This window comes from Leisingera sp. ANG-M1, assembly GCF_000813745.1.
GTDB lineage: Bacteria > Pseudomonadota > Alphaproteobacteria > Rhodobacterales > Rhodobacteraceae > Leisingera.
The window spans coordinates 107,143-129,602 of the sequence record NZ_JWLC01000019.1; the positions used below are offsets into that span (position 1 = coordinate 107,143).

Below are 22,460 nucleotides of genomic sequence, written 5' to 3' on the forward strand. Positions count from 1 at the left end.
GGAGGATATCATGCAAGACGGCAATTCCGCTCCCTTCGGCTTTCTGGGAAAGATTGACGGTGCCATCGGGCGTATCGAGGTCTGGATCCTGGGCTGGGGGATCATCCTGATGGCTGCCAACACAATCGCCAATGTCTTTGGCCGCTATGTGTTCAACCAGTCGATCTATTTCTCTGAAGAACTGAACGAGTTCCTGATTGTCATCGTCACCTTCATGGGGCTTGGCTATGCCACCCGCAAGGGCATCCACATCCGCATGTCCGCGATCTATGACGCGCTTCCGGTGAAAATGCGCAAGGGGCTGATGGTGGTTATTGCCGCGACCACCGCGGTGATGATGGCGCTGCTGGCCTGGTACGCGCTGGAATATGTGCAGAAGGTCGCCAGCCGCGGCCGCATCACCCCGGCGCTGCAGGTGCCGCTGTACCTGACTTACGTCTGGGTGGTGATCGGGCTGGCGCTAACCTCGTTCCAGTATCTGCTGACCGCGCTGCGCAACCTGAATTTCGCCGAGGAGGAGATCTATGTCTCCTACCTGGAGGTGGACAGCTACGAAGATCCGGAAACCGCCGCCGCCATTCAACGCCATGAAGAAACTGCTGGCGGGGAGGAAAAGCAATGACCGAACTGATGCTTGCTGTCATGATCCTGCTCTTGCTGGCAGGGTTCCCGATGAAGATGCCGCTGATCTCGGCCGCGGTGCTGGGCTTCCTGGTCTACTTCCCGACCATGAACATGCAGATCCTGATCCAGCAGATGATCGGCGGGGTGAAGCCCTCTGCGCTGATTGCGGTGCCGATGTTCATCCTGGCCGCTGACATCATCACCCGCGGCCATTCCGCCAACCGGCTGATCGACGTCGTGATGAGCTTCATGGGCCATATCAAGGGCGGGCTGGCGATCTCGGTGACCTCGGCCTGCGCGCTTTTCGGCGCGGTCTGCGGCTCGACCCAGGCCACCGTGGTGGCGATCGGCGGCGCGATGCGGCCCAGGATGCTGAAATCGGGCTACAAGGACAGCTTTGCCATCGGTCTGATCGTGAATGCGGCTGACCTTGCCTATCTGATCCCGCCGTCGATCGGCATGATCATCTATGGCGTGGTGTCGGGCACCTCGATCTCGCAGTTGTTCATCGCCGGCATCGTGCCGGGGCTGCTGATCGTGGCGCTGTTTTCGGCCTATTGCATGTATTACGCCTATCGCCACGACATCCCTGTGCTGCCGCGCGAAGGGTGGGGCCAGCGCTTCACCGCCATGCGCCGGGCACTGTGGCCGATGGGCTTTCCGGCGATCATCGTCGGCGGCATCTATGGCGGGGTGTTCTCGCCGACCGAAGCTGCCGCGATCTGTGTGCTTTATGCTGCTGTACTTGAGGTGCTGATCTTCCGCTCGGTCCGCTTGCGCGATCTTTGGGACATTGCTCTGTCAACCGGTGCTATCACCTCAGTGGTGTTCATCCTGATCGCGGCAGGCGCGGCCTTCAGCTGGACGCTGAGCTTTGCCCAGGTGCCGCAGCAGATCATTGCCTCGCTGGGGCTGAACGATGCCGGGCCGCTGATGGTTCTCCTGGCCGTGAACGTGGCCTTCTTCGTGGGCTGCATGTTCGTGGACTCGATTGTGGTGATCCTGATCCTGGTGCCGATCTTCGCACCGATGATCAAAGCGGCTGGCCTCGATCCGGTGCTGGTCGGCGTGCTGATCACCCTGCAGGTGGCCATCGGTGCCGCAACCCCGCCTTTCGGTTGCAACCTGTTCACCGCCATCGCAGTCTTCCGCAGACCGTTTGTCGAAGTGGTACGCGGTGTGCCACCCTTCCTCATCATCCTTCTGATCGTGACCGGGCTGCTGGTCGCCTTCCCGCAAATCGCTCTGTTCCTGCCGGAACTGGCTTACCGCTAAAACAAGAAACTGGAGAGAAACATGTCTGGACACGGTTACGAATCCGGCCGCCTGAACCTGCCCTTTGTTGGCATCGCCACCTTCGGCAAGAAGCCCTACGTCGAGGACTGGGACAACATCAACGCCGACGTCGCCATCCTGGGCGCGCCGTTTGACTTTGGCTGCCAATTCCGCTCCGGCGCGCGTTTCGGCCCGCGGGCGGTGCGTGAGGCCTCGACACTGTTCAGCTTCGGCCACGCCGGCGCCTATGACCACGAGGATGATGCCACCTATCTGGGCGAGGAGGTGCGGATTGTTGACTTGGGCGACGCCGATATCATCCACACCAAGACCGAGGAAAGCCACGCCAACATCGAATACGGCGTCAAGAAGATCCTGGGTGCGGGCGCCATTCCGGTGACCATCGGCGGCGACCACTCGGTCAACATCCCCTGCATCAACGCTTACAAGGAAGACTGCGCCAAGAACGGTCCGATCCATGTGATCCAGATCGACGCGCATCTGGACTTTGTTGACGAGCGCAAGGGTGTCACCGATGGCCACGGCAACCCGATGCGCCGCGCGATTGAGAAAGACTATGTCTCCGGCATGACCCAGCTGGGCATCCGCAACGTCTCTTCCACAGCCAAAGAAGGCTACATCGACGCCCGCGAGCGCGGCTCGGACATCCTGTCGGTGCGGCAGGTGCGCAAGCTGGGCACGGACGCGGTGCTGGACCGCATCCCCGAAGGCGCGCGTTATTACGTGACCATCGACATCGACGCCTTCTGCCCCTCGATTGCGCCCGGCACCGGCACCCCGAGCCACGGCGGTTTCCAGTATTACGATGTGCTGGAAATCCTGCAGGGGCTGTCTAAGCGCGGTGACGTGGTTGGCATCGACCTGGTGGAAGTGGCACCGGCCTATGACCCGGCCGAAAGCACCCAGATCCTGGCGGCGCAGCTGCTGCTGAACTTCATCGGCTTCATCTTCCACAACAAGAAATAAGTCTCCTCCCGCTTACCCTTGCATTCGCAAGGAAGCGGAAAACCTGGCACGCCCCTCTCCCATTGGCGTGCCAGGTGTTTTTGTTTGGTTTGGCGTTTTGGCCAAAACCTCGCGGAATGATGGCGAAAAAATCGCTCCTTTGATCCCAGCTCTCTCCCAAGAATTGATGGAACGGCAATCTGATTTGCCCATGCAATCTTTGAGAGGAGCAACAGGTGAGCGAACGCAAACCGGGCCGCCTGGCGGTGGATATTGGCGGCACATTTACCGATGTGGCATTGGATTTGGAGGGGCGTCTGGTCACAGCCAAGACGCTGACCACTCCGGCGCAGCCGATCGAAGGCGTGCTGAACGGTATCCGCTCGGTCGTCGAGAGCGCGGGTATTTCTCCAAGCCAAATCGGCACCATCATTCACGGCACCACCCTGGCCTCAAACGCGCTGATTGAGCGCAAGGGGGCCAGGACCGGTTTCATCACCACCAAGGGCTTCCGCGACATCCTCGAGATTGCTTATGAGCGGCGGTATGACCAGTATGACCTGATGATCGACAAGCCCGAGATGCTGGTGGGCCGCGATCATTGCTGGACGGTGGCGGAAAGGATGGATGCCACCGGCGCGGTGATCAGCCCGCTGGATGAGGCGAGCCTGCAGCCGGTGATCAAGGAGATCCGCGTGCAAGGTATTGAAAGCGTTGCGGTTTGCCTGCTGCACTCCTACTTGAACCCAGCCCACGAGCGGCGGGTGCGGGATCTGCTGCAGGCGGCCTGCCCAGAGGTCTCGGTGACGCTGTCCTCGGATGTTTGTCCGGAAATCCGCGAATATGACCGCGCCTGCACCGCCATCGGCAATGCCTACATCAAACCGCTGATGAGCGCTTATCTGACCGGGCTGTCGGGGGCGATTGAGGATGAGGGGCTGGAGGCCTCGCTGTTCATCATGACCTCGGGCGGTGGCATGACCACGTTGGAGACCGCGATCCAAGCGCCGATCCGGCTGGTGGAGTCGGGACCCTCGGGCGGGGCGATCCTGGCCTGCCAAGTGGCCGAGCAATGCGGCGTGGAAAAGGTAGTGGCCTTTGACATGGGTGGCACTACTGCCAAGTTGTGCCTGATCGAGAATTACAAGCCGCACCGCTCGCGCCAGTTCGAAATCGCCCGTGCGGCGCGGTTCATCAAGGGGTCTGGCCTGCCGGTACGCATTCCGGTGATCGAGATGATCGAGATCGGCGCCGGCGGCGGTTCGATTGCCCGCATTGATGCGCTGGGACGCATTGCCGTGGGACCGGACAGTGCAAGTTCTGACCCCGGGCCGGTATGCTATGGCAAGGGCGGCACGCTGCCGACGGTAACCGACAGCGACCTGGTTCTTGGCTATCTGGACCCGGACAACTTTGCCGAGGGCCGGTTCCGGCTGGACCGCAGCGGCGCGGTGAACGCGGTGGCAGAGCAGATTGGCGCGCCGCTGGGCTTTGAAGCAACCGTCGCGGCCTATGGGATTTCGCAGCTGGTGGATGAAAGCATGGCCAATGCCGCCCGCGTCCATGCCGCTGAATGGGGCCAGGAGGTAGCGGGCGGCACCCTGATCGCCACCGGCGGCAACGGCCCGCTGCATGCCAGCCGCATTGCCAACAAGACCGGCATCGACCGGGTGATCATCCCGCGCTCGCCGGGGGTGGGCTCGGCCATTGGCTTCCTCAGCGCGCCGGTGTCTTATGAAATTATCCGCTCGCTCTACTGCCGCCCGAGCGCATTTGACGTGGACGCGGTCTCACAGTTGATCGCGGATATGGAGGCGGAAGCCCGCGGTATTGTGCGCGCGGGTGCACGGGACGGTGAACTGGACGAAAGACGCGTGGCCTTCATGCGCTATGACGGGCAGGGACACGAGCTGGAGGTGGCGGTGCCGACAGGTCCGGTTACCGCGGAAACCGGCGAGGTCCTGCGGCGCAACTTTGAAGACATGTATCTGGAGATGTTCGGCCGGCTGGTGCCCGGCGTCGATATCGAGATCATCAACTGGGCGTTTGTGGCGGCCACCAAATCCACGCCTCCTGCCGCAGCCAGCCTGCCGACCGAAACCCGCGATGCACCGCCCAGCGGCGAGGCCAAGGTCTACTCGCGCCGGGATGAGGCGATGATCACCATCGCCACCTTCACCCGCGCGGATCTGGCCGTGGGCGACCGGGTGCAAGGCCCGGCCCTGATTGCCGAGGCACAGACCACAACGCTGGTGGACCACGGTTTCGAGGCGGTGATCGACACCGCAGAAAATATTGTCATCACCCGGATCGGCTGAGGAGGAACAGACATGACCGAGACCCAGAACTCCGCTGCCGCCGAGATCGAGCTGCAGGTGATGTGGAACCGCCTGCAATCGGTGGTGGACGAGCAGGCGCAGGCGCTGATGCACACCGCCTTCAGCCCCATCGTGCGTGAAAGCGGCGATATTTCCGCCGGCGTCTTCGACGTGCAGGGCCGGATGCTGGCCCAGGCGGTGACCGGCACGCCAGGGCACATCAACACAATGGCGGAATCGGTGAAATACTTCACCGAGTATTTTCCGCCCGAGACCATGGCCGAAGGCGATACCTATCTGACCAACGATCCCTGGCTGGGGTCGGGGCACCTCAATGATTTTGTGCTGGTGCAGCCGTCGTTTCTGGACGGCAAGCTGGTCGGCATGGTCTCCTGCACCTCGCATCTGGTCGACCTTGGCGGGCTTGGCATGGGGCCGGATGGATCGGATGTTTATGACGAGGGCCTGTTGATCCCGCCGATCAAGCTGGTCGATGCCGGTGCTATGAACGAGACCCTGCTGGCGCTGATCAAGTCGAACTCGCGCGCGCCGTTCCAGAACGAGGGCGACGTCTATGCGCTGATTGCCTGCTGCGACGTGGCCTCGGCCCGGCTGGCGGCGATGATGAAGGAGCTGGAGATCACCTCGCTGGACCGGGTGGGCGCGTATATCTTTGACACCTCGCGGCGCATCACCGAAGCCGCCATCGCCGAGGTGCCGGACGGCACCTACACCTACACCATGCGGGTGGATGGCTATGATTTCGAGATCGACATGGTGGCCACCATGACCGTCGAGGGCAGCAAGCTGAAGGTTGATTTCGGCGGCTCCTCGCCCTGTTCGCGCTATGGCATCAACGTGCCCTTGAACTATGCCACCGCCTATTCGGTATTCGGCTTGCGCTGCATCTTTGCACCTGAAGTGCCGAACAACGCGGGCTCCTTGGGCTGTTTCGAGATCACCGCGCCGGAGGAGGGCTGCATTCTGAATGCACCGCGCCCGGCGCCGGTGGCGCAGCGGCATATTCTGGGGCAGATCATGCCGGATCTGATGTACGGCTGCCTGCATCAGGCGATTCCGGACCGGATCCCGGCCGAAGGTTCCTCCTGCATGTACGACCTGCCGCTGCGCGGCGGGTTCGAGATGAACAAGGGCCAGGGGGCAACAAAGTATGCGGTCGAGGTAACCCACAACGGTGGCACCGGCGCCCGGCCCGGCAAGGACGGGCTGTCGGTGGCGGCCTTCCCAAGCGGCGTTTACGGTGCGCAGGTGGAGATCACCGAGAGCGTGGCGCCCTTGCTGTTCCGCCGCCGTGAGCTGCGCGCAGACTCGGGCGGGGCGGGCAAGTACCGCGGCGGTCTTGGCCAAAACATCGAACTGGAAAGCCGCGAGAACCAGCCGATCACCCTGTTTGCCACCGTCGACCGTGTGAAGTTCCCGGCGCTTGGCCGCGACGGGGGCCTGTCCGGCGCGCCTGGGGTGCTGCGCCTGATGCACGCAGAGCAGATGCTGAACGGCAAGGGCAAGCAGGAAATCCCCGCGGGTGAAGTCTTTGACTTCCGCACCCCCGGCGGTGGCGGTCTGGGGGATCCCAAGGAGCGACCGGCGGAGCTAGTGGCCGAAGACGTGCGTCTGGGGCTGGTGAGCCGCGAAGCCGCACAGCGGGACTATGGCGTTGCCCTGACCCCGGGCGGAGAGGTGGATGCGCAAGCCACGCAAAGCTTGCGGGGCTGAGGCGCGCAAACCTATGCTGGCCGGGGCGGCGGCGCATGCCGCCCCGGCTCTTCCCATCAGCAGCGGTGCAGAATGAAAATCACCTCGATCTCCCCCTATATCCTGCCCGGCATGCCCAGCCCCGACGGCTGGGCGGAGATCAAGCCATTCTTGTTTGTGCGGCTTGAAACCGATGCCGGCATCACCGGCTGGGGCGAGGTCTATGCGCTCGACAACCGTATCGGGGCGCTGGCGGTGCAGGTCATGGAGTTCGCCCATCTGCTGACTGGACGCGACGCTGCAGATATCCGGGGCTTGCGCCGGTTTGCATTGCGGGAGTTCTCCGAGAACCGCGCCGACCTCTCCCTGCTTTGTGCCTTCAGCGGCATTGAAATTGCCCTGTGGGACGCGCTTGGCCAGCATCTGAACGCGCCGGTCTGCACGCTGCTGGGCGGGTCGCCGGCGCATCCTTTGCCGCTTTATGCCAATTTCTGGAGTGCATACGCTCCGGCGGGGGCGGACGTGGTTCGACGCGCGCAGGCCCTGACGGGTAAAGGCTACAAGGCGGTCAAGATCTACCCGATGCAGCAGGGCAGCGTTGCGGCGGGTGCGGAACTGGTCCGCGAAGTGCGTGCCGCGCTGGGGCCGGACGTCAAGATCATGGTGGACCTCAGCGGCCAGCCGGACCCGCAAGCCGCTCTGGATCTGGCAGAACTCATCCGGGACTATAACATTGCTTGGTTCGAAGAGCCGGTGGACTCCAGCGATCTGCGGCTGCTGGCGGAGCTAACCGGCAAGATCCCCCTGCCGGTGGTCAGCGGCGAGCGGCTGGCCGGCAAAACGGCCTTTGCCGATCTGCTGCAGCATCGGGCGGCCAATATTCTGAACCCGGATATCGCTGCTTGCGGCGGCATCCTGGAGTTCACCGAGATTGCGGCGATGGCTGCCGCTCTTTCGGTGGAGGTCACCCCGCATAATTACAACAGCTCCGGCATTGCGATGGCCGCAATGCTGCATGCGGCGGCCTGCAGCAGCAATTGCAGGATCTCCGAGCACTTTCCGCATTTTGATGCCGCAACGGATGGGTTGATTGATACCGGGATCATGATTGTGGAGAGTGCCGCGCAGCTGCCGGCCCGCCCCGGCCTGGGTGTAAATGTCAATCTGACCGCACTGGAACAGCGGGCCTTGACTGCGGTGCAATGGATCGAACGGCAATTGGGCGGGGCAAGCTGATGGCGGCGGGACTGGCCGGCAGCAGCGAGATGTTCGGCTTCCTGCTGTGCCCGGGCCATCCAATGCTGTCGGTCTCGGCGGCGATCGACGTGCTGGCATTGGCGAATTACGTCGGCGGCCGGCAACTGTACTCTTGGTGCACCATCAGCCAGCAGGATGGCATGGTGCAATCAATGAACGGGCTGAACGTGCAGGCGGACTACAGTCTCAAGGACGCGCCCTATCTCTCTACCGCCATTGTCTGCTGCGGCATCGACGGCCACCAGCAGGCCACGTCCGAGGTGCTGGCCTGGCTGCGACGGGTCAAGGCCGGGGGCACCAGTGTCGGGGCGGTCTCCACCGGCAGCTGGGTGCTGGCGCGGGCGGGGCTCTTGGAGGGGCGCCGCTGCACTATCCACTGGGAGGACCGGGCGCCGTTCCGGGAGACCTTCCCGGACCTGAATGTGACCGAGGCGATTTTTGAAACCGACGGGCCGGTGTTCACCTGCTCCGGCGGTACCGCGGTGGTGGATCTGACGCTGACCTTTGTGGCGGCCGCACATGGCATCGACCTCGCCAACAAGGTGGCCGAGCAGCTGCTGCATGACGCCATCCGCTCCCCCGCGGCAGCTGCCGCACTGAATCAGCGGCGCAGGCTGGGCATCACCAACCCGCATGTACGCAAAGCGGTGCAGATCATGGAACGCAACCTGGAAGACCCGATTCCGCTGCCGGAAATCGCCGTCGCCACCGGCCTGTCGCAGCGGCATTTGGACCGGCTGTTCCACGCCCACTTGGGGCGCAGCCCGAAACGCTATTATCTGGAATGCCGCTTGCGCCTGGCGCGGTCGCTGATCCGGCAGACCGATCTGCCGGTATTTGAAACCGCGCTGGCCTGCGGGTTTTCCTCCTCATCTTATCTCGCCAAATGGTACGTGCAGCAGTTTGGCTCCACCCCGCTGGAAGAGCGCCGGGCCTTTGCTGCGGCGGCTGCCAGTCATGACAAGGACCTTTGATCATGCCGATCTCCGTGAAAATCACGCCTGGAGCCCCCGCAGGTGCCGGGCCCTATTCCCAAGCCGTTCGGGCAGGGGACTTCCTGTTTCTGTCGGGTATTGGCTCGCTGAATGTGGAGACGCATGAAATCCAAGGAACGACCGCGGCTGAGCAGCTGCGGATTACCATGGAGCACATCCAGGCGATCCTGGCCGCCCACGGCGCCTCGCTGAAGGATGTGGTGAAGATGGGGCTCTATCTGCAGGACCCTGAGGACTACGAAGAAGCCAATGCCGCCTATGCGGAATTCTTCGAGGAACCCTATCCCGCTCGGCTGAGCGTTGGCGCCGGGCAGGTCTGGGAGATGAAGGTGAAGCTGGACTGCGTGGCGTACCTGGGTGATTAGCCGGTTGCCGGATTGGTGCCGGCCTCCCGGCTGGCCGCCAGCCGGGTCAGCCAGTCTGGATCCATTTCCGGAACCGAGGTCAGCAGCAGGCGGGTATATTCGGGATGCGGCGGCGACAAGATTTCCTCCTTGGGGCCTTGCTCTACCACCTTGCCCTTGTGCATCACCACAATCTCATCCGAGATCGCCTGCACCGTGGCGATGTCATGAGTGATGAACAGGTAGGAGATGCCGCACTCCTTTTGCAGCCGCATCAGCAGTCTCAAGATGCCCTCCTGCACGATCTGGTCCAGGGCCGAGGTAACCTCGTCGCAGATGATCACATCCGGCTCCGCCGCCAGCGCCCGGGCAATGCAGACCCGCTGCTTCTGGCCGCCGGAGAGCTCTGAGGGCAGGCGGTCGTAGAAATCCGCCCCCAGTTCGATCTGCTCCAGCAGTTCCAGCACCCGCGCCTCGGCGGCGGCGCCCGTCAGGCCGTGGTAGAACTCCAGTGGCCGCCTGATGATCTCTCCCACGGTGTGGCGCGGGTTCATGGCGGTGTCAGCCATCTGGTAGATCATCTGGATGCGGCGCAGCTGCTGTTTGCTGCGTCCCTTCAGGCCTGGCGGCAGGGCGGAGCCCTCAAACACCACCTGCCCGCGCCGCGGCGGCAGCAGTCCCATGATGACACGGGCAGTTGTGGACTTGCCGGAGCCAGACTCGCCGACGATTGAGACGGTGCGGCCGCGGGGCAGGCGGATGGTGACATCGTCCAGCACCTTGACCGTGCCATAGGCAGCATCGACGCTGTCGACTGCCAGTACGGTTTCGCTGGCGGGTTTGGTCACCTTCTCCAGCTTGCGCACCGACCAGAGCGAGCGGGTATAGGCTTCCTTCGGGGCGGAGAGCATGTTGCGTGCTGGGGCTTCCTCGACCTCTTGGCCATGGCGCAGCACCTTGATGGTGTCGGCCATCTGCGCCACCACGGCAAGGTCATGCGTGATATAGATCGCAGCGGTGTTGTGCTGTTCGACAATGCGGCGCATGGCCAGCAGAACCTCGGCCTGAGTAGTCACATCCAGGGCGGTGGTGGGTTCGTCAAAGACAATCAGGTCCGGCTGCGGCAGCATCGCCATGGCGGTCATCACCCGCTGCAGCTGGCCGCCGGAGACCTGATGCGGGTACCGCAGGCCGATCTGGTCTGGCTCAGGAAGCGACATTGCCTGGTAAAGACCGCGCGCGGCGCCCCTGGCCTCGGAAGCACTGAAAAGCCCCTCGCGGATGGCGGCATTGGCAGTTTGCGTAATCAGCCGGTGCGCCGGGTTGAAAGAGGCCGCGGCCGATTGCGCCACATAGGTCAGCCGGGTGCCCCAGAGCCTGCGTTTTTCCGCCTCGGAGGCGGTGCGCAGATCCGTGTCGCCAAACCGGATGGAGCCGCCGCTGATCCGGCAGCCCGCGCGCACAAAACCCATAGCCGCCAGCCCCAGCGTCGACTTGCCGGCCCCGGATTCTCCGATCAGCCCCAGCACCTCGCCCCGGTGCAGGGTCAGGTCCACGCCCTTGACAATCGGGTTCCAATGCTCGTCCGAAAACCCCTCGATGCGGACATCACGCATCTCCAGAAGTACATCCTGTGTCTTACTGCTCATCGCGCAACCCGCTGGATTTGTGGAGGAACCAGTCGGCAGTGAAGTTCACGCCAACAGTGATCATGGCAATTGCCCCGGCCGGGATCAGCGGGGTGATGGCGGCGCTGAGGTCATATTTTGCAAATTGGATCAGCTGCGCCGTCTCCCGCACCATCGAGCCCCAGTCCGCGGTGGGCGGCTGGATGCCGACACCCAGGAACGACAGCGAGGCGATAGTCAGGAACACAAAGCAGAAGCGCAGACCGAATTCCGCCACCAGCGGCGGCAGGATATTCGGCAGGATCTCGCGCCGCATGATCCAGCCCAGCCCCTCGCCGCGCACTCTTGCGGCTTCGATGTAATCCATCACCACCACGTTGACGCTGACGGCGCGGGTCAGCCGGAAGACGCGGGTGGAGTCCAGAAGCGCAATGATCAGGATCAGGCTGGCGGCGGAAGAGCCGAACACCGACAGCAGCATCAGCGCAAAGATAAGGCTGGGGATTGCCATCACCACGTCCACCCCGCGGCTGAGGATCTGATCCAGCCAGCCTCGGCTGATTGCTGCCATCAGCCCCAGCCCGCCGCCGATGGCAAAGGCCAGCAGGGTGGTCAGCAGTGCGATGCCGATGGTATTGCGGGCGCCGTAGATCAGCCGCGAGAGGATGTCGCGTCCGATCTGATCAGTGCCCAGCCAATGTTCAGCGCTCCAGGGCGCGTAAGGCTGCGGCAGGATCTCAGCTTCGCCGTAAGGCGCGATCAGCGGTGCAAACAGTGCCATGGCGGCATAGAACAGGATGATTGAAAGGCCAATCTTTGCAGAGGCTGGCGCTTTCATAAGCTCCAGCTGCAGACGTTGCCAGCGGGTGCGGCGGATACGCAGGCGGCCTGCCTCAGCCGCTGCAGAGTAGGTGTGTGACGTGTCAGTCATTTCGGATGCAGCAGCCTTGGGTTGGTGATGATGCCGATGACATCGGCTAGGAGATTCAACAGGATATAGGCGGCAGCAAAGATCAGCGCGCAGGCCTGCACCACCGGGATATCGCGGGAGCTCACCGCATCTACCATCAGCTGGCCGACACCGGGGTAGACAAACACCACTTCGACCACGACCACGCCGACCACCAGATAGGCGAGGTTGAAGGCGATCACCGTGGCAATCGGCGCCCAGGCGTTGGGCAGCGCGTGGCGCAGGATTACCCGCCTCGGGCTTTCGCCTGCCAGGCGCGCCATCTCGATATGGGGGCTGGCCAGCAGGCTGATGATCGCGGCCCGCGTCATCCGCATCATATGGGCGACAATCACCAGAGTCAGGGTCAGCGCCGGCAGCACGGATTTATATAGCCGCTCCCCCAGCGCCATTTCCGGCTCTACCGCTGCCAGCGACGGGAACAGCGCCCAGAGCGTGCCCAGGAACAGGATCAGGATGTAGGCGACAAAGAATTCGGGGAAAGAAATTGTGACCAGCGTGCCGGCGCTGGCCAGCCGGTCATAAAGCGAGTTGCGCCACAGCGCAGAGGTGATGCCCAAAAACAGCGCCAGCGGAACCGCGATGGCGGCGGTGACCGAGGCCAGGAACAGTGTGTTGGCCAGCCTTGGCGCTACCAGCTCTGCTACCGGCCGCGAGCGGTCGATGCCGGAACTGGAGCGCCCGGAAAACGAGGTCCCGAGATCCCCGGTGGCCAGTGCGCCAATCCAGTCGAGATAGCGCAGCGCCGCCGGCCGGTCCAAACCCAGCTCTTGCCGGAACGCCTCCACGGCGTCTTCGGTGGCGGACTGACCCAGCACCGCCTGGCCGAAGTCGCCCGGCAGCATGCTGACAGCGCAGAAGATGACAACCGAGACCATGAACAAGGTCAGTACGCCAAGCATCAAGCGCTTGAGGACAGTGGATAATACTGGGTGCAAGCCCGGCCCTCCCTGTGGTGTTGCATGACCGCTTGAATAGGCAAGCGTGGGTGCTGCGATACGCTCCAGCTTATGAAACCGTAACGCCGGGCAAGTGAGGAATCGGACATTCCCTGGTCCAAAAACTCGCGTTTCTGCCGGAATGCCGCTTCTAGGCTGCCTTCCCATGACGGGCACAGATCCAGGGAGGAAAGACGGATGGCGGACAACAAACAGCAGTTTATTTCAGCAAAAAGGGTGCAGCTGGCGGCAGGCGGCATTTCCCGCCGCACCTTCATGACGTCGATGGTTGCGGCCGGGGTTTCTGTGCCGCTGGCACTCAGCTGGGCGGAACAGGTGCGGGCGGCAACGCCGCAGAGGGGCGGGCTGTTCCGGGCAGGCTTGGGCAGCGGCTCCACCACTGACAGTCTGGATCCGGCGACCTATGAAGGCACGATCAACGCCTCGCTGGCCTTCATGTATGCCAATAACCTGGTCGAAGTGGACCACACCGGCGGCCTGGTGCCGGAATTGGCGGAAAGTTTCGAGTCCAAAGATGCTAAAACCTGGGTGTTCAACCTGCGCCAAGGTGTGGAGTTCCACAACGGCAAGACACTGGCACCCGAAGACGTCATCGCCTCAATCAACCATCACCGCGGCGAGGGATCGAAATCCGCCGTTGGCGGGCTGGTGAAACAGATCAAGCAGATGCGCGCCGATGGCAATGCAGTGGTTTTCGAACTGGAAACCGGCAACGCCGATTTCCCCTATGTTCTCAGCGATTACCACCTGATCATCCTGCCTGCGCAGGACGGTGTGATCGATCCGGTGTCGGGCATCGGCACCGGCGGCTACAGGATCGGAAAATTCGAACCGGGGGTTCGCACCGAGGCCAGCCGCAACCCCAACTACTGGAAAGAAGGCGCGGCTCACTTCGAAGAAGTGGAGCTGTTATCGATTATCGACACCACGGCGCGCCAGAATGCGGTGATCAATGGCGAAGTCGACGCCATCGATCGGGTCGACCCGAAAACCGTAGCCTTGCTGTCGCGGGTGCCTACACTGAACGTGGTCGAAAAAACCAGCACCCTTCACTATACCTTCCCGATGCGGGCGGATGCGGCGCCGTTTGACAATTACGATCTGCGCATGGCGGTCAAATGGGCGGTGAACCGGCAGGAACTGGTCGACAAGATCTTGCTTGGTCATGGGTCGGTTGGCAACGACCACCCGATTTCCACCGCCAACCGCTATCACGCTTCGGACTTGCCCCAGCGCGAGTTCGACCCGGACAAAGCGGCGCATCATTTCAAAAAGTCTGGCCACAGCGGCCCGCTGCAACTGTCGGCAGCGGAAACCGCCTTTGCCGGCGCGGTGGATGCGGCCCAGCTGATTGCTGCCTCGGCCGCGCAGGCCGGTATCGAAGTCCAGGTGGTGCGCGAACCCAATGACGGCTATTGGTCGAACGTGTGGAACCGCAAACCCTGGACCGCCAGCTTCTGGAGCGGCCGCCCGACCGAGGACTGGATGTTTGCCTCCGGCTATGTGGCGGAAACCGAATGGAACGAAACTGCTTGGCGCGGCAGCGCGGCCGCCAAACGCTTCAATGCGGTGGTCACCGAAGCGCGAACCGAACTAGACAGCAGCAAACGCCGAACGCTCTATGCCGAGGCTCAGACGCTGGTGCATGATGATGGCGGCGCCCTGGTGCCGATGTTTGCCAATCACATCATGGGCGTGTCCAAGACTGTCGGCCACGGTCCGGACATTGCCGCGAACTGGGAGCTGGATGGCGCCAAGGCGGCCGAGCGCTGGTGGAAGGTGTAAAGCAGCAGGGTAAAAGGAACGGGGCTGCAAGGTCCCTAAACCGCAGCTTCTTTCTGGTCGAAAATACTCCGGGGAGCGCGAGGGGCAGGTCCCTCGCCTTTGCCGCTGACGCAAAGAGCCCGGCTTCAGCGTTCCATTTTCTGTTCCGCAAAGGCGCGGGCGGCGGCAACAGCCTCGGGGTCCGGTTCTGCACCGGTAAAGCCCAGCAGGTAGCCCTCCAGCCGTGCGGTGCGGGCTTTCATTGGCTCGCGGACCTCCAATGCGTGGTAGCCGCATTGCATGAAATAGAGGATCCGCGCCCGCGCGTCGGCGTCATAAGCAGTATATCCATGGCGCTGAAACATGGCTGTGACGGCCTCCAGCCGCTGTGCGTCTGCGGCATCTATCCGGTTGCGGACTTTGCCGTCCCGCCGCGACCACTCCCGCACCGCGAAGTCAAGGTTGGCGTCGAACAGCCCCGGGTCGACAAAGCAGCGGAAAAAGTTGCAGACCGCCCAGGAAATGTTGTCAGCCGGCAATTCGCAATGGGTGAGGATTGGCTCGGTATTGCGGGCCTCCCAGTCGTCCAGGAGCGCTTCCAGAAGGTGTTTGCGGCTTTTGAAGTACCAGTAGAAGCTCGAGCGTGAGACGCCGAGGCGCTCGCCGATGGCGAGCACCTTGACCCCAGCCACACCGTCACTGATCAACAGGTCGCGGGCGACATTCAGCCAGTCTTCAGGCGTGACCTTCACATGGCCGGTGAGCGGCTCCTTGTCCGGGTTGTCCCGGTGCAGAACAGAGCCTGCGTGTTTGGCCATTTCAGCTCTCCGGTGGGGCGCCGCCTTCCGCGGTGCGCTTGGCGATGAAGCTCTTCAGGGCATCAACGCGGGTGTCGTCTGTCTGGGGCCGGTTATCATAAGAGAGGATTTCCTTCCAGACCTGGGTGGCGCGCTGGTTGGCGTCAAGGCTGCCGCGTTCCGTCCAGGTGCCGAAATTGGCATAGTCATGCACCACAGGCTCGTAGAACTCGGTATTGTAGCGCGCCATGGTTTGCTGGGTGGCAAAGAAGTGGCCGCTGGGCTCCACTTCCTTCAGTGCGGTTTCATAGCCGATTTCATCCGTGCCTGCCTGGGCGCCTGCGCAAAGTTCGGCAATCATATTCAGCACTTCGGCATCGGTGATCAGCTTTTCATAGGACACCGAGAGTCCGCCTTCCAGCCAGCCGGCTGAATGGATCACCACGGTGGCCCCGGCCATCAGGCAGCCCCACAGGCCCATTTGGTTTTCATTGGCGGCCTGCACGTCGTTGGTATTGGAGGCGGAGCCGGCCGCCGAGCGCCAGGGCAGGCCGAGGAAGCGTGCCAGCTGGCCTGCGGCCAGCGAGGCTTGGAAATGCGGCGGTGTGCCAAAGGCAGGCGCGCCAGACTTCATATCGACGTTCGAGGTGAAGGTGCCGTAGCAGACCGGCGCGCCGGGGTTTGTCAGCTGGGTCAGGGTGATGGCCGCCAGCACCTCGGCATGGCTGAGGGTGATGGAACCCGCGACCGTGATCGGTGCCATTGCACCCATCAGTGTGAAAGGCGTGACGATGGACAATTGCCTGTGGCGGGCAAAGTCAATCAGGCCTTGCGCCATCGGAATGTCCAGCGTGCGCGGGCTGTTGGTGTTGATAATTGTGTAGCAGTGCGGCGCGGCCTGGAACTCCGCGTCCGAGACGCCGCGGAAATCGCGGATCATCTCGAAACAGTCCATCACCTGCGGTGTGCCGCGGGAATAGATGAATGGGAACTTGTCCGTTTGGGTCATCTGCGCCTCGGTGGTGAAGTAGTGGCGCAGATGGGTGGGGACGTCCTGCGGCTCCACCTGGGGCGAGATCATGTGGAAGACGTCGAAGTGATGGGTGAGCTTCAGGTACTCCAGATAGTCCTGGGCCGAGCCCGGACGCCGCCCGCGCTCCAAGTCAGTGGCATTGGGCGCGCCGGCGCCGGCCTGGAACACAAGGCTGCCCAGTTCCAGGGTGATGTCGCGGTCGCGGCTGCCCGCCCGGCAGTTGATCGAGCGGGGTGCCGTGGCCAGCGCCGCCTCGATAATGTCGCGGCCGATATAGACCATCTCAGTGTCTTCATCGACGCGGGCGCCGCCCTTGGCATAGATCTTGCGGGCTTCAGGCAGCAGCACTTTCATGCCCAGTTCTTCGAGCATCTTGAGCGCGGTTTCATGCATGTCTGCAATCTGATGCGCCGGGAAGACTTCCATCAGCGGGAAGGGGTTCTTCAACTGGCGGTAATTCACATAACGCTGAGGGGCAGGGGCGGCCTCCGCACCCCGTCCTCTGCGGCGGCGTCCGCGGGCGGCGCTGTCGTTTTCGATACTCATGGCGTTAACCTCTCATCGCTGTGCCGGAGGGATCATAGGGGGAGGCGGCAATGACGCGCGCAGGGCGCTCCTGCCCAACGATGTGCACTGCCAGTTCTGTGCCTTCTGCTGCGGCCTCACGGTCGACCATCGCCATGGCGAGCGATTTGCCCGTGGTGTGGCCAAAGCCGCCGGAGGTGACAAAGCCCACGCGCTTGCCGTTCTGCCAGACTGGTTCATAGCCGCTTGCGTCGGCGTCTGTTGCGTTGACCTCGATTGGTACAACGATTTGCGCCGGGCCGCCTTCCTCGCGTTCTTTCAACGCGGCTTCGCGGCCGATGAAGTCTTTCTCCCAATTGATCCAGCGGTCCATGCCGGTTTGTGCAGCAGTGTAGCCCTGGGTGAATTCAGCACTCCAGATGCCGAAGCTCTTTTCCAGCCGCAGGCTGAGGAGCGCGTTGAAACCGTATTCGCGGATGCCAAGGTCCGCGCCAGCCTCCAGCAGGGTTTCGCGCAGGGTGATGTGCTCGGCAGCGGAGCTGTGGAGTTCATAACCTAGCTCTCCGGCAACCGAGAGCCGGCCCACTTTGACCCGCAGCATGCCGATGTCCAGCGTGGTGCAGCCCATGAAAGACAGCTCGGCAATCGGACCATCTGTCAGATTCTCCAAGACTTTACGGCTGTTGGGGCCGGAGAGACTGAAGCCGGTGATGGCATCGGTCACGTCGCGTACCTTGACGCCGTCGCCCATATGATCCTGGAACCAGCGCATGTGCCATTCGCGCAGGTAGTAGCTGCCCATGATCCACCAGCTGCCGTCACCCCAATTGAACACGGTGAGGTCGCCTTTGAGACGCCCTTCCGGCGATAGCATCGGCGCCAGTTTGGCGCGGCCGGGTTTAGGCAATTTCGAGGCCATGATCCGGTCGAGCCAGACCTCGGCGCCGAGGCCGGAGACTTCGAACCGGGAAAAGGCGGAGATGTCCAAGAGGCCGACATTCTCACGCACGGCCTTGCATTCCTCTGCGACGATTTCAAAGGCGTTGGAACGTTTCAGTGTTGGAGTTTCGGTGAAATCACCCGAGGGGGCAAAATAGAGCGGGATTTCCAGCCCGTAGCTTGCGCCCCAGCGGCAGCCAGCGGCACTCATGCCGTCATAGGCGGGAGCCTTTTTCAGCGGGCGGCCTGCGGGCAGCTGCTCGTTCGGGTAGGTCATCACAAAGCGGCGGGTGTAGAACTGGCCGGTGGTTTCTTTGATGAAGCGTTTGTTCTGGGCGTAGTCGCCAAAGCGCGCCACATCCATGCCAAAGACATCCGCCTCCGGCTCGCCGTGGATCATCCATTCGGCCAGCGACTTGCCGACACCGCCGCCCTGCAGGAACCCCGCCATCACACCGCAGGCACACCAGTAGCCGGGCTTGCCGCGCACCGGGCCGACCAGCGGGTTGCCGTCAGGCGCAAAGGTGAAGGCGCCGTTGACCCATGTTTTTACGCCGGTGGTTTGCAGGGCGGGGTAGCGTTCGAAGCCCAGCGTCAGTTCGCGCTCGATCCGGTCGGGGTCCTCCTGCTGCAGCTCAAACCCGTACTCCCACGGTGCGCCGTCCATCATCCAGTGCTCGTGGTCGATCTCGTAGATGCCCAGCAGGATGCCCTTCTGGTCCTGGCGCATATAGGTGAATCCTTCGAGGTCGACCGTCATCGGCACTTCGAAATCGAGCTGCTCCAGCTCGGGGATGGTGTCGGAAATCAGGTAGTGGTGGTTGAGCGGTGAGACCGGCAGTTCCACGCCTGCCATGCGGCCCACTTGCTTGGCCCAGAGGCCCGCGGCATTGACTACATGCTCGGCGTGGATGGTGCCCTTTTCGGTGACGATCTGCCAGCCATCGACGACTTGGTGCAGCTCCAGCACCCGGTTGTTTTCAATCACCTCCGCCCCACGTTTCTTGGCGGCACCAGCATAGGCATGCACAGTGCCGGTAGTGTCGACATAGCCCTCGCGGTCGGCCCACATGCCGCCGATGATGCCCTCGGTGGACATGATCGGGCACAGCTCGCCGGCCTCCTGTGGGGTGATCAGGCGGCAATCGTCGATGCCGATTGACTGGAAGGTTCGGTAGGCCGACTGCAGCCACTCCCAGCGGTCCGGGGTGCCCGCCAGCGTCATGCCGCCGGTCATATGCATGCCGACGGATTGTCCGGATTCCTGCTCAATCTCGGACAGGAGGTCGATGGTATAGGCCTGCAGCGAGGCGATATTCGGGTCGGCGTTCAGCGCGTGGAAACCGCCCGCGGCGTGCCAGCTGGAGCCAGCCGTCAGCACCGAGCGCTCGATCAGGCAGACGTCGGTCCAGCCGAACTTCGCCAGGTGATAGAGAACCGAGGTGCCGACAACGCCGCCCCCGATAACGACGGCACGATAGTGCGACTTCATGGATTTGCTCCCTGTCTGAGGCCGCCGGGCGGGACGGGACGTGCCCCGAATCCACCCTTTGGACAATGTTGTCCAATACATCGGCGATCCTGGACAGTTTTGTCCAGAGAAATTTTCCAGAGAGCAGCTTGACGGGCACTTAGCCCGGCGAGGAGGCCTACGCCTGGGCCTCCTGCCAGATGCCGGTCTGCAGGGTTTGCGGGGCAAATCCGCCGGGTCCGGCACGCCAGGGCAGGGCACGTTCCAGCCACAGGCCATTGCGGAGGGTGAACCGCCAGCCGCGCAGTGCACCTTGGAAACCGCGCACGTCAGGGTGGGTTTCGTCCAGCACCTCGGCTGTGCCGGTCATCAACAGCAAGCTGCCGGTTGCAAAGTCCGGGAAAGCCAGGCCCGCGCGCGGGTTCAGCAGGAAATTCCCTAACGTGTTGAAGTGGTTGTTGCCGCGGAAGTCCGGTATGGTCAGGGTATTGCCGTCAACGCGGACAAAGCCGGGCCGCCCGCCACGGTGTGAGACGTCTACACCTTCCCGTTCCGGATGACCGGCGGCGGGCACATGGCTGGCGACAAAGAACATGTTTGCTTGTTCGATCAGGGCCGCGTGACCCGTACCGAGGTCCGTGAAAGGCTGCGGTTCTGCCGGGGGCGCGGTATCAACCGGCTCCAGTTCGCGGAGTTGGATGTATTGCGGACAATTGCCGAAGGATTGATCCACTTTCAGGGTAAATCCGTCCGGCCCGGCTGTGGCCACCCGCCCATTCAGCCGGTTGCGGCGGCGGCTGTGCAGCTCGATCCCCAAGAGCCCCAGTGCTGCGCCTTCGCGGATGGCCGCGTGAACGGGATCCTTTGTCTCCTTGTTCAAAGAAATGTGCAAATGCTCTGGGTCCGGTGAAGTGGCAAAGCCGGGCGGTCCGCACAGAAGGCTCGCCCAGGGCCAGCCGTCGCGATCCGCTGCTCCCGCTGCCAGAAACGGCAGCTGGGCAAAGAATTCCCTGTGCTGATCCGGCATGAAAGGGCGGATCATGCGGCGGCCTACGGTCTCAGCCATCTCGCGCTTACCTGCGCGGCGCTGCATTTCCTGTTCGCCTTCGTGAAAGGGGGAGGGCTGATCTGCGTCAGTGGGGGCCATGGAAACCTCCTGTTTTCGTAGGGAATTGCGGCGGACCTGACCGGCCCGCCGCCAGGGTATCAGGCTGCCAGGCCGGCTTTGGTGGCAGGCATCGGCTTGAACCCTTGCAGGTTTTCGATATTGGCAAGAAGCGCGCGGACGTTCGGATAAGGGTCCAGCGAGATGCCGCCCTCCGGTGCGTGCGCAACGTAAGAGTAGACAGCCACGTCGGCGATAGTGGGCGCATCGCCGACCAGGAATCGGCGGCCCTCCATATGAGCGTCGATCTTGCCGAGAACCCGGCCCGCGACCGTTGCGCAGAATTCGGCGTCCAAAGGCGCGTTGAACACGTTGATCAGCCGCGCTGCGGCCGGGCCAAAGGCAATCTCGCCTGCCGCCAGAGTCAGGAACTTCTGCACCTCCGCTTCCAGAACCGGATCGGCGGGCAGCCAGGAAGGCGCGTACTTGCGGGCCAGGTAAACCAGGATTGCGTTGGAGTCGCTGATGACGGTGCTGCCGTCTTCGATCACCGGTACCTGGCCTGCAGGGTTCAGTGCCAGGAAGGCGGCCTGTTTGTGCTCGCCGCCGGCAAGATCGACATTGATCACCTCATGGGCAATGCCGGTGAGGCTGGCAAACAGTTCCACCCGGTGAGCGTGGCCGGAGAGTGGGAAGCTGTGGATGCGAATGGTCTGGGTCATAACTAGGATCCTTTTGCTCGGCATATGCCGCATTTGTTGAAGACACCCGGAAGTTACGGCATCTGCCATCCGGCGATAATATTTCAATCTGGCGAATTATTATGTACGTTGAGTTCATAAACTTCAGCCAGGAGGCGCGAGCATGGACAAGCTGGACTGTATGCGTGCCTTTGCCGCCGTGGCGGCGCAAAGCTCCTTTACCGGCGGCGCCCGGCAGCTGGGGATCAGCACCAAGCTGGCCAGCAAATATGTAGCCCGGCTGGAGGAACGGCTGGGGGCGCAGCTGTTGAACCGCACCACCCGCAAGGTGACGCTGACCGACACCGGCCGGGCCTATCTGGAGCGCTGCCTGCCGCTGCTGGATCAGTTCGACGAATTGGAGGATGTGGTGCAATTGCGCCAGAAAGAGCTGGCTGGCCCCGTCCGCGTCACGGCGCCGACCGGCTTTGGCAGCCGTGAACTGGTCGAGGCGCTGCAGCCGTTCCAGCAGGCGCATCCGAAAGTGGCCGTCGAGCTGGTGCTTTCCGACCGTCACTTGCCGATTCTCGAGGAAGGGGTGGATCTGGCTGTGCGTTTTGGGGCTCTCAAAGAGTCGACGCTGGTGGCGCGGAAGCTCTGTGATATGCGGCTGGTCGTGGTTGCGGCGCCCGGCTACCTTGCGGCGCATGGCGCGCCCTCCGAACCCGAGGCCCTGGCCACGCACAATTGCCTGCTGCAAATGACCTCGCCGCAGCCGGACATCTGGACGTTCGGGGATGGTGGGCAAAAGACGGTCAATGTCGGGGGCAGTTTCCGGGCCAATTCGCCGCGCGCTGTAGCGCATATGGCGGCTCACGGGCTGGGCATCGCCCGCTGCCCGCATTACACCGCGCGCCCGTTTCTGGCAGATGGACGGCTGCAAGTGCTGTTTGAGGAGCAGGAAACCGGACCGATCACCCTTTATGCGGTCTACCCGCCCAGCCGCCATCTGACAGCCCGGATCCGGGCTTTGATTGACCATTTGGCAAGCTATTTCAGCTCAAGTTAACAAGGCGGGCTGCGGCGACTGCCGACAC

The 22,460-nt window shown here is 62.8% G+C and carries 18 protein-coding genes; 10 read left to right on the top strand and 8 right to left on the bottom strand.

The genetic code is table 11. From position 1 onward, the window contains the following. Positions 1–10: 10 nt before the first annotated feature. The 8 genes from RA19_RS16510 to RA19_RS16545 all read left to right on the top strand — a co-directional run bounded on the left by RA19_RS16510 (position 11) and on the right by RA19_RS16545 (position 9,513). Entirely contained in the window at positions 11–622 is a 612-nt protein-coding gene (locus RA19_RS16510) for a TRAP transporter small permease (protein WP_039164571.1), read from the top strand. Next, on the top strand, positions 619–1,899 hold the full coding sequence (locus tag RA19_RS16515) for a TRAP transporter large permease (protein ID WP_039164573.1): 1,281 nt from the start codon (positions 619–621) through the stop codon (positions 1,897–1,899). Before RA19_RS16510 ends, RA19_RS16515 begins: the two co-directional genes overlap by 4 nt. Before the next feature lie 21 nt (positions 1,900–1,920). Then, positions 1,921–2,886, top strand: coding sequence for an agmatinase (gene speB, locus RA19_RS16520; RefSeq protein ID WP_039164575.1), 966 nt, complete (start codon positions 1,921–1,923; stop codon positions 2,884–2,886). Positions 2,887–3,101: 215 nt separating this feature from the next. Further along, positions 3,102–5,183 (top strand): hydantoinase/oxoprolinase family protein, encoded by a 2,082-nt coding sequence (locus tag RA19_RS16525; protein WP_039164577.1) that lies wholly within the window; start codon positions 3,102–3,104, stop codon positions 5,181–5,183. Between the two features lie 12 nt (positions 5,184–5,195). Further along, on the top strand, positions 5,196–6,917 hold the full coding sequence (locus RA19_RS16530) for a hydantoinase B/oxoprolinase family protein (RefSeq protein ID WP_052261842.1): 1,722 nt from the start codon (positions 5,196–5,198) through the stop codon (positions 6,915–6,917). Positions 6,918–6,989: 72 nt separating this feature from the next. Then, the gene (locus tag RA19_RS16535) at positions 6,990–8,132 is read left to right on the top strand and encodes a mandelate racemase/muconate lactonizing enzyme family protein (RefSeq protein ID WP_039164579.1); all 1,143 of its coding nucleotides are present in this window, start codon (positions 6,990–6,992) and stop codon (positions 8,130–8,132) included. Beyond that, positions 8,099–9,127, top strand: coding sequence for a GlxA family transcriptional regulator (locus RA19_RS16540; RefSeq protein ID WP_082020562.1), 1,029 nt, complete (start codon positions 8,099–8,101; stop codon positions 9,125–9,127). The genes RA19_RS16535 and RA19_RS16540 overlap by 34 nt, the downstream gene beginning before the upstream one ends. Positions 9,128–9,129: 2 nt before the next feature. Further along, the gene (locus RA19_RS16545; protein WP_039164582.1) at positions 9,130–9,513 is read left to right on the top strand and encodes a RidA family protein; all 384 of its coding nucleotides are present in this window, start codon (positions 9,130–9,132) and stop codon (positions 9,511–9,513) included. On the opposite strand, the gene RA19_RS16550 is transcribed toward RA19_RS16545, so the two are convergent. The 3 genes from RA19_RS16550 to RA19_RS16560 are packed head-to-tail and all read right to left on the bottom strand — an operon-like array spanning position 9,510 to position 13,028. After that, positions 9,510–11,141: an ABC transporter ATP-binding protein gene (locus RA19_RS16550; protein ID WP_039164583.1), complete on the bottom strand. Its 1,632-nt coding sequence runs from the start codon at positions 11,139–11,141 to the stop codon at positions 9,510–9,512. The genes RA19_RS16545 and RA19_RS16550 overlap by 4 nt on opposite strands. Then, the gene (locus RA19_RS16555; RefSeq protein WP_039164584.1) at positions 11,131–12,051 is read right to left on the bottom strand and encodes an ABC transporter permease; all 921 of its coding nucleotides are present in this window, start codon (positions 12,049–12,051) and stop codon (positions 11,131–11,133) included. Before RA19_RS16555 ends, RA19_RS16550 begins: the two co-directional genes overlap by 11 nt. Then, the gene (locus RA19_RS16560) at positions 12,048–13,028 is read right to left on the bottom strand and encodes an ABC transporter permease (protein ID WP_039164586.1); all 981 of its coding nucleotides are present in this window, start codon (positions 13,026–13,028) and stop codon (positions 12,048–12,050) included. Before RA19_RS16560 ends, RA19_RS16555 begins: the two co-directional genes overlap by 4 nt. A 198-nt stretch (positions 13,029–13,226) precedes the next feature. On the opposite strand from RA19_RS16560, the gene RA19_RS16565 reads away from it, so the two are divergent. After that, positions 13,227–14,834 carry an ABC transporter substrate-binding protein gene (locus RA19_RS16565; RefSeq protein WP_039164588.1) on the top strand — a complete coding sequence of 536 codons (1,608 nt, stop codon included), beginning with the start codon at positions 13,227–13,229 and terminating at the stop codon, positions 14,832–14,834. Positions 14,835–14,959: 125 nt separating this feature from the next. On the opposite strand, the gene RA19_RS16570 is transcribed toward RA19_RS16565, so the two are convergent. From RA19_RS16570 to RA19_RS16590, 5 genes are all read right to left on the bottom strand, one after another. Continuing rightward, a complete protein-coding gene (locus RA19_RS16570; protein WP_039164590.1) occupies positions 14,960–15,631 on the bottom strand; it encodes a TetR/AcrR family transcriptional regulator in 672 nt (223 codons plus the stop codon). 1 nt (position 15,632) lies between these two features. Then, positions 15,633–17,189 (bottom strand): trimethylamine methyltransferase family protein, encoded by a 1,557-nt coding sequence (locus tag RA19_RS16575; RefSeq protein WP_039164592.1) that lies wholly within the window; start codon positions 17,187–17,189, stop codon positions 15,633–15,635. A 4-nt stretch (positions 17,190–17,193) separates the two neighbouring features. Further along, positions 17,194–19,599, bottom strand: a complete 2,406-nt coding sequence (locus RA19_RS16580; protein ID WP_039164593.1) for a GcvT family protein — start codon at positions 19,597–19,599, stop codon at positions 17,194–17,196. 157 nt (positions 19,600–19,756) lie between these two features. After that, on the bottom strand, positions 19,757–20,725 hold the full coding sequence (locus RA19_RS16585) for a pyridoxamine 5'-phosphate oxidase family protein (protein WP_039164595.1): 969 nt from the start codon (positions 20,723–20,725) through the stop codon (positions 19,757–19,759). A 59-nt stretch (positions 20,726–20,784) separates the two neighbouring features. Continuing rightward, positions 20,785–21,405 carry a glutathione S-transferase family protein gene (locus tag RA19_RS16590; protein ID WP_039164596.1) on the bottom strand — a complete coding sequence of 207 codons (621 nt, stop codon included), beginning with the start codon at positions 21,403–21,405 and terminating at the stop codon, positions 20,785–20,787. Positions 21,406–21,547: 142 nt separating this feature from the next. Between RA19_RS16590 and RA19_RS16595 the strand changes: the two genes are divergently transcribed. Then, complete coding sequence (locus tag RA19_RS16595) at positions 21,548–22,432, top strand: LysR family transcriptional regulator (RefSeq protein WP_039164597.1); 885 nt, start codon at positions 21,548–21,550, stop codon at positions 22,430–22,432. Positions 22,433–22,460 lie beyond the last annotated feature (28 nt).